The following is a 6,000-nucleotide window of genomic DNA, read 5'->3' as shown; positions in this document are numbered from 1 at the left end:
GCGCGAAGCGCGCGAAATCTTGATGGTTTGGAAGGGGGTACCCCCTTCCAAACCATCAAAATTCATAAAAGCTGAAAAACATTGTAACCATAGGAAATACAATTTACACAAAATATAGGACTTGACTACCATTGGTTCCCTTGGCTCCTCTTTTTTCTGCCACTCGGTCATCAATAAGGGCGATTGGTTCCCTTGGCTCCTCTTTTTTCTGATTCTCGGTCATCAATAGACGCCATTGGTTACCTTGGCTCCTCTTTTTTCTGATTCTCAGTCATCAATAGACACCATTGGTTCCCTTGGCTCCTCTTTTTTCTGCCACTCGGTCATCAATAAGGGCGATTAGTTACCTTGACTCCTCTTTTTTCTGCCACTCGGTCATCAATAGACACCATTGGTTCCCTTGGCTCCTCTTTTTTCTGCCACTCGGTCATCAATAGACGCCATTGGTTCCCTTGGCTCCTCTTTTTTCTGCCACTCGGTCATCAATAGACGCCATTGGTTCCCTTGGCTCCTCTTTTTTCTGCCACTTAGTTATCAATAAGGGCCATAGTCTACCATGGTTACTTTTCAATGATTTCTATCTCCCCCTGATCCTTCTACCAACCCTTAATCAGCCCACTCTCAGTCTAAAGTTGTAGGAAAACTTCAAGCTTTTTTCTGAGGGATGATTTTCCAGAAACCGTTATGCTTAAGACATCAAGAAACGAAGGGGAGAGAAGATATGAATAATAAAGTTGTGATGATTACTGGGGCTTCGAAGGGTTTGGGTCGAGCGTTGACATTGGCTTTTGCAAATAAAGGAGCAAAGCTTGCGATCTGCTCCAGGACTCAGGATAAACTGCTAGAGGTGAAAGAGGAAGCTCAAAAATTAGGTGCTGAGGTTCTTGCGGTTAAGGCGGATATTTCCAACTCACGGGATGTGGAGCGATTTGTTGCGATGACAGAGGAAGCTTTTGGCCATATTGATGTGCTAATTAATAATGCATCTATTTTGGGACCTAGTCCAATGCCATACCTACTTGATTACCCTGAGGAGGATTTTGCCGAAGTGCTGCGGGTTAATGCTGTTTCACCATTCTTGGTAACGAGAAGAGTGATTCCGGGGATGCTTGAGCGGAATGAAGGCTCTATTATCAATGTGACTTCTGAAGCTGGACATACGGGTTATGCTGGCTGGGGTGCATACGGAATTTCCAAATTTGCCGTGGAAGGCCTCACCCAAACGTGGGCGGATGAATTAAGGGAGACAAATGTTCGGGTAAACATGGTCGACCCAGGCGAAATGGATACAGACATGCATCAATTGGCCGTCCCTGATTGTGATTACACATTAGCAAAGCCAGAGGATATTGTCGACATATTTTTATACCTAGCCTCTAATAAGTCGACTGGCGTAAATGGCCAGCGCTTTGAGGCCCAAGCTGAGGAGGGATTATGATGGCGACTCGAGCATTAGATTTTTACCTGCCTGAGGAATTGAATGCTTCCCTTCCCCCTGAAAAACGAGGTATACGCAGGGATCATGTGCGGATGATGGTTCTCGACCGCGTTACTGGCGATATCAACCATGACCATTTCTTTGACTTGGCTAAATACCTGGAGCCTGGCGACCTGCTCATTGCCAATAACAGCCGGACCATCCCCGCGGTCTTACACGCCAATTGGATACGAAACTCGGAACTCATCGGGCCAAATGTTGAAGTCAGGCTGGCTAGGCGCTGTGGTGAGGATCTATGGAAGGCCCTAATTGTCGCCGCCCCAGTCAAACCGGGTGATATGCTCGAATTTTCAGCAGACTTATCCGCTATGGTGATTGCCGAAAAAGGGAATTCTCCTTTAAAAATCATTGAATTTACGAAAAAAGGAATGGAATTATTTAATAGTATTTACACACTCGGTGAACCGATCCGTTATGAATATATCGATCAGCCCTGGGGCCTGGATTACTATCAAACCATTTTTGCCAGTCATCCTGGTTCCGTGGAAATGCCCTCCGCAGGCAGAGCGTTTAGCTGGGAGTTAATTTTCAAATTAAAGCGGTTAAACATCCAGCTAGACTTTATCCAATTGCATACAGGCTTAAGTTACTTGCTTGATGATTCCTATCATCAGACACCTGAAGAAAATATTGAGGAGTATCAGATCTCCGAAAGGACAATGGAACGGATTCTACAAACAAAAGCGGCGGGCAACCGAGTTATTGCGGTTGGCACCACCGTTGTTCGTGCTCTTGAGAGTGCAGCTAGAAATGGGATCCTTTCGGGAACAACTAATCTCTATATCGATTCCAATTTCCCTATAAAAATAGCTGATGGAATCATTACCGGTCTTCATGAACCGCAAGCCAGCCACCTCGACATGCTGTCAGCCTTCGTCTCAGAGCAGCATTTGCTTCAAGCCTATAATCATGCAATCGAAGCCGGCTATTTATGGCATGAGTTCGGGGATATGAATCTAATTTTATGAATCGGAGGAGACACAACCATGCGGTTCCATCATTATGGTATAGAAGTAACTAATCTCCAAGAGTCTGTAGCTTTTTACAAAAAGCACTTAGGACTTGAGGAAGAAAGCCGAATCTTTTTCATGGGGGAAGAGATTGTGTTTCTGGCTGCAGGGGATTTCAGGTTAGAGCTCATTTCCAGTCCATGCGAAGGAACTCATTTATGCTTTGAAGTAAATGATCTCAATGTAGCCATCAACCAGTTCGATCCCTCTCGAAAAATCGAAGGGCCTTACAAGTTAGACAACGGCTGGGAGACCATTTTTTATGAAGGACCTAATAAGGAGGTGATAGAGTTTTTGCAGGTAAAATCTGGTTTATAAAACCTAAAAAGAAGCTAAAACCTTCACCCAATAAGCTATAATAACAGTAAATGCAGGATCCTGGAGGAGAAAGGTATGTCGGAAGCGAATAAAGATATCGGCATTTTAAAAGAAATCGCTGAGCTGTTAAATGAAGGAACCGATACAAAGGACGTCCTGTCTGGAGTGTTGAAAAGACTACTTCAGGTGACGGGACTGCAAACAGGCTGGATTTTTTTAATGAATGAAACGGGTGCACATCAACTAGCAGCCGCCGAAGCCCTGCCCCCTGCTCTGGCAAATAACGAGAATCAAAGAATGTGTCAGGGCGGGTGCTGGTGTGTCAACAAATATAATAATAAAAAATTAACGAAAGCAACGAATATTATGGAGTGTAAACGGATTGAAGACGCACTAGAAGAACATGCAGGAGAAACGTGTGGATTGACCCATCATGCTACCGTCCCGCTCGGGGCAGGAAATGAACGATTTGGGATCTTAAACGTTGGTTCGCCCTATAAGACACATTTTAAGAAAGATGAACTCGCCTTGCTTGAAGCCGTTGCCTATCAAATTGGTACCGCATTAAAACGGATTAAATTAACGCAGCGCGAACAACAAAATGCACTGGTCACCGAGCGAAATCGACTGGCAAGAGATCTTCACGATTCTGTTAATCAGCTTTTATTTTCCTTAAGCCTGACGGCAAGGGCTGGCGTGGAAATGACGGAACAGGAAGAGGTACAACAAACATTTGGCTATATTCAAGATTTAGCACAGGAAGCGCTTGGGGAAATGAGGGCATTAATTTGGCAGCTGCGGCCGCTTGGACTTGAAAATGGTGTCGTTAGCGCCTTGAGAAGTTATGCTGAAATGCTTGGTCTATCCATAGAAACTGACATCACAGGAGCTGCCAGTATTCCAGGAACGGTAGAGGAATCATTGTGGCGGATCGGCCAAGAGGCGCTGGCCAATTGTAAAAAGCACTCCCAGACCACGATAGTCCTTCTCACCTTTCATACTGCCAAGGACGAGATTATCATGTCCATAAAAGACGACGGCTGCGGCTTTCACTATGGGGAAAATATTGAGATTCCCTCATTAGGATTAAAAAGCATGAAAACCAGAACAGAGGCATTAAACGGCCAATTTCATTTAAAAAGCAAACCAGGAAGCGGGACAGAAATAGAAATCCGTATTCCTTTTTAGAAAGGAGAATTGCTGTGAGTATACGCATCCTAATTGCCGATGATCATCACGTCGTTAGAAGAGGTCTGGTCTTTTTTCTTCGGACCCAAACAGACCTTGAAGTGATCGGTGAAGCGGCCAATGGCAAGGAAGCCGTTGAACAGGCCCATTTATTAAAACCCGATATTATTTTAATGGATCTCGTTATGCCGGAATTGGACGGAATCCAAGCAACAAAAATCATAAAAGAACAGCAGCCCGAAATTAAAATTATGATGTTAACCAGCTTTTCAGATCAAGATCATGTCATCCCAGCACTCGAAGCAGGTGCATCAGGATTTCAACTAAAAGACATCCAGCCTGATGAACTGGTCACATCGATTAAAAAAATCATCGGCGGAGAAAACCAACTCCACCCGAAGGCTACCACTCATTTACTAGCCAATTTGTCTAATAAAGCCAAACAAGAAAAGGATTTACTAGCGGAATTAACGAAACGAGAGGTAGATGTGTTAAAAGAAATTGCGAAAGGAAAAAGCAATAAAGAAATCGCCGCTTCCTTATTTATTACTGAAAAAACAGTTAAGACACATGTTTCCAATCTATTATCAAAACTCGAATTGGCCGACCGGACACAAGCCGCCCTCTTTGCTGTCAAAAATCAATTAGCAAACTAAACGGATGTATGTGAAAAGCTTACATCCGTTTCTGTTTACAATCGAATACAAAAACAGCCCCCCAAATTATTATTTCAAAATTGGAATCCAAATTTCGCTTTTAACAGTTGGTGAAGTTAAATCTTTACTTTTGATCGACAAAATTTCTGGTCCTTCTGTTTGTAGATAGTTTGTGGATGGAAACCATTCTGAATATATGCGTCCCCACGTTTCCTGCAACGCATCAGGAAAGGGCCCTTCTGATTCAAATACCGCCCATGTTAAGGCAGAAACTTCAAGTTTAGAAAGATTGTCTGGGCACTCAAGTGTTGTCGCCACACCGATATAATGATCAAGATCACCTTTTTCCTCCATACGACCTTCCGAAAAGTTTGTGGATGCTTGGATTATCCCAGTAGGTTCGACATTCGAGAGTTCTTTCAGTTTATTGATCTTATCCATATTCAATGTTTTCCACATAGCAGTTATTTCTGGGTTTTCACCTTGGAATACAATCGGCACTCTTTTCATGATACCAATGATATGAAAAGCCTCTTTCTCTTCAATCCGGTAATTCATTTCACTCGCTCCCTTAATAATTAATTGGAAGGTCATTCGGGGATAAGCTTTTAATGGTTGACCGTTATCTCTTGCCTCAGACGGTGTAATACCATGCAAACTTTGAAAAGCTCTAGTAAATGAGTCCGGTGAACTATATCCATATTTAATGGCTGCATCAATTATCTTCAGGTTACTATTTTTAAGATCGAATGCTGCAAGAGTGAGTCGTCTCCGACGGATATATTCTGATAGGCTAATACCGGCAAGGAAAGAGAACATCCTTTTAAAATGATATTCGGTGCAATGGGATAACCTTGCCACCACTTTATAATCAATTTCGTCCATTAGGGTATCCTCAATATACTTGATTGCATCATTCATGTTCTTAAGCGAATCCATTGTATGACCTCCTTTATCAATAGAATAACAGGTATTGAGTGTATCCATCCGACATTCTGTGCACCATTTTGCAGGGTCTTTGTAATGGATCCTAATTTCGAATTAAGACCGAAATTCAAAAATAAAAAAGACCCCCAAACCAAAGGTTTGAGAGTCTTTGAAACGTAAAAATTAACGTTTTGAGAACTGAGGCGCACGACGAGCACCTTTAAGACCGTATTTTTTACGTTCTTTCATTTGTTTCATATAATATGAAATAATTTGAAATAAATCAATCCTAAAAAATCAAGCGTCTATCAGTCTTAATAAAGTAAATATGAAATGAAATAATATATCGGTCTATATGTTTTGTGGTCAAAATGTGGTCAAATAGATACCCATCTTGCCTGTT

The 6,000-nt window shown here is 42.5% G+C and carries 7 protein-coding genes and 1 pseudogene; 5 read left to right on the top strand and 3 right to left on the bottom strand.

All coding sequences use genetic code 11. The features are described 5' to 3' along the window. Positions 1–430: 430 nt before the first annotated feature. On the bottom strand, positions 431–571 hold the full coding sequence (locus tag KW850_RS26980) for a hypothetical protein (RefSeq protein WP_218350813.1): 141 nt from the start codon (positions 569–571) through the stop codon (positions 431–433). Between the two features lie 150 nt (positions 572–721). Between KW850_RS26980 and KW850_RS26975 the strand changes: the two genes are divergently transcribed. The 5 genes from KW850_RS26975 to KW850_RS26955 all read left to right on the top strand — a co-directional run bounded on the left by KW850_RS26975 (position 722) and on the right by KW850_RS26955 (position 4,670). Continuing rightward, entirely contained in the window at positions 722–1,438 is a 717-nt protein-coding gene (locus KW850_RS26975; RefSeq protein WP_218350812.1) for an SDR family NAD(P)-dependent oxidoreductase, read from the top strand. Beyond that, the gene (locus KW850_RS26970; protein ID WP_256358475.1) at positions 1,438–2,466 is read left to right on the top strand and encodes an S-adenosylmethionine:tRNA ribosyltransferase-isomerase; all 1,029 of its coding nucleotides are present in this window, start codon (positions 1,438–1,440) and stop codon (positions 2,464–2,466) included. Before KW850_RS26975 ends, KW850_RS26970 begins: the two co-directional genes overlap by 1 nt. An 18-nt stretch (positions 2,467–2,484) precedes the next feature. After that, positions 2,485–2,826, top strand: a complete 342-nt coding sequence (locus tag KW850_RS26965; protein WP_218350810.1) for a VOC family protein — start codon at positions 2,485–2,487, stop codon at positions 2,824–2,826. A 75-nt stretch (positions 2,827–2,901) separates the two neighbouring features. Beyond that, a complete protein-coding gene (locus KW850_RS26960; protein ID WP_218350809.1) occupies positions 2,902–4,014 on the top strand; it encodes a GAF domain-containing sensor histidine kinase in 1,113 nt (370 codons plus the stop codon). A gap of 14 nt (positions 4,015–4,028) precedes the next feature. Then, positions 4,029–4,670 (top strand): response regulator, encoded by a 642-nt coding sequence (locus KW850_RS26955; RefSeq protein WP_308128856.1) that lies wholly within the window; start codon positions 4,029–4,031, stop codon positions 4,668–4,670. A 69-nt stretch (positions 4,671–4,739) separates the two neighbouring features. Here the strand turns inward: KW850_RS26955 and KW850_RS26950 are convergent, their stop codons facing one another. Together KW850_RS26950 and rpsI are read right to left on the bottom strand one after the other, a co-directional pair. After that, a complete protein-coding gene (locus KW850_RS26950) occupies positions 4,740–5,609 on the bottom strand; it encodes an AraC family transcriptional regulator (RefSeq protein ID WP_218350808.1) in 870 nt (289 codons plus the stop codon). Between the two features lie 171 nt (positions 5,610–5,780). Next, a pseudogene (rpsI, locus tag KW850_RS26945) lies at positions 5,781–5,849 on the bottom strand (30S ribosomal protein S9); the annotation flags it as partial. Positions 5,850–6,000 lie beyond the last annotated feature (151 nt).

This window comes from Bacillus sp. sid0103, assembly GCF_019219025.1.
Note: the sequence above shows the minus strand (reverse complement) of the source record. Positions and strands in the feature narration are given on the sequence as shown.

Coding starts and splice junctions, on each gene's coding strand:
- KW850_RS26960 (WP_218350809.1), top strand. CDS start 2,902: ATGTCGGAAGCGAATAAAGATATCGGCATTTTAAAAGAAATCGCTGAG.
- KW850_RS26950 (WP_218350808.1), bottom strand. CDS start 5,609: ATGGATTCGCTTAAGAACATGAATGATGCAATCAAGTATATTGAGGAT.
- KW850_RS26965 (WP_218350810.1), top strand. CDS start 2,485: ATGCGGTTCCATCATTATGGTATAGAAGTAACTAATCTCCAAGAGTCT.
- KW850_RS26975 (WP_218350812.1), top strand. CDS start 722: ATGAATAATAAAGTTGTGATGATTACTGGGGCTTCGAAGGGTTTGGGT.
- KW850_RS26970 (WP_256358475.1), top strand. CDS start 1,438: ATGGCGACTCGAGCATTAGATTTTTACCTGCCTGAGGAATTGAATGCT.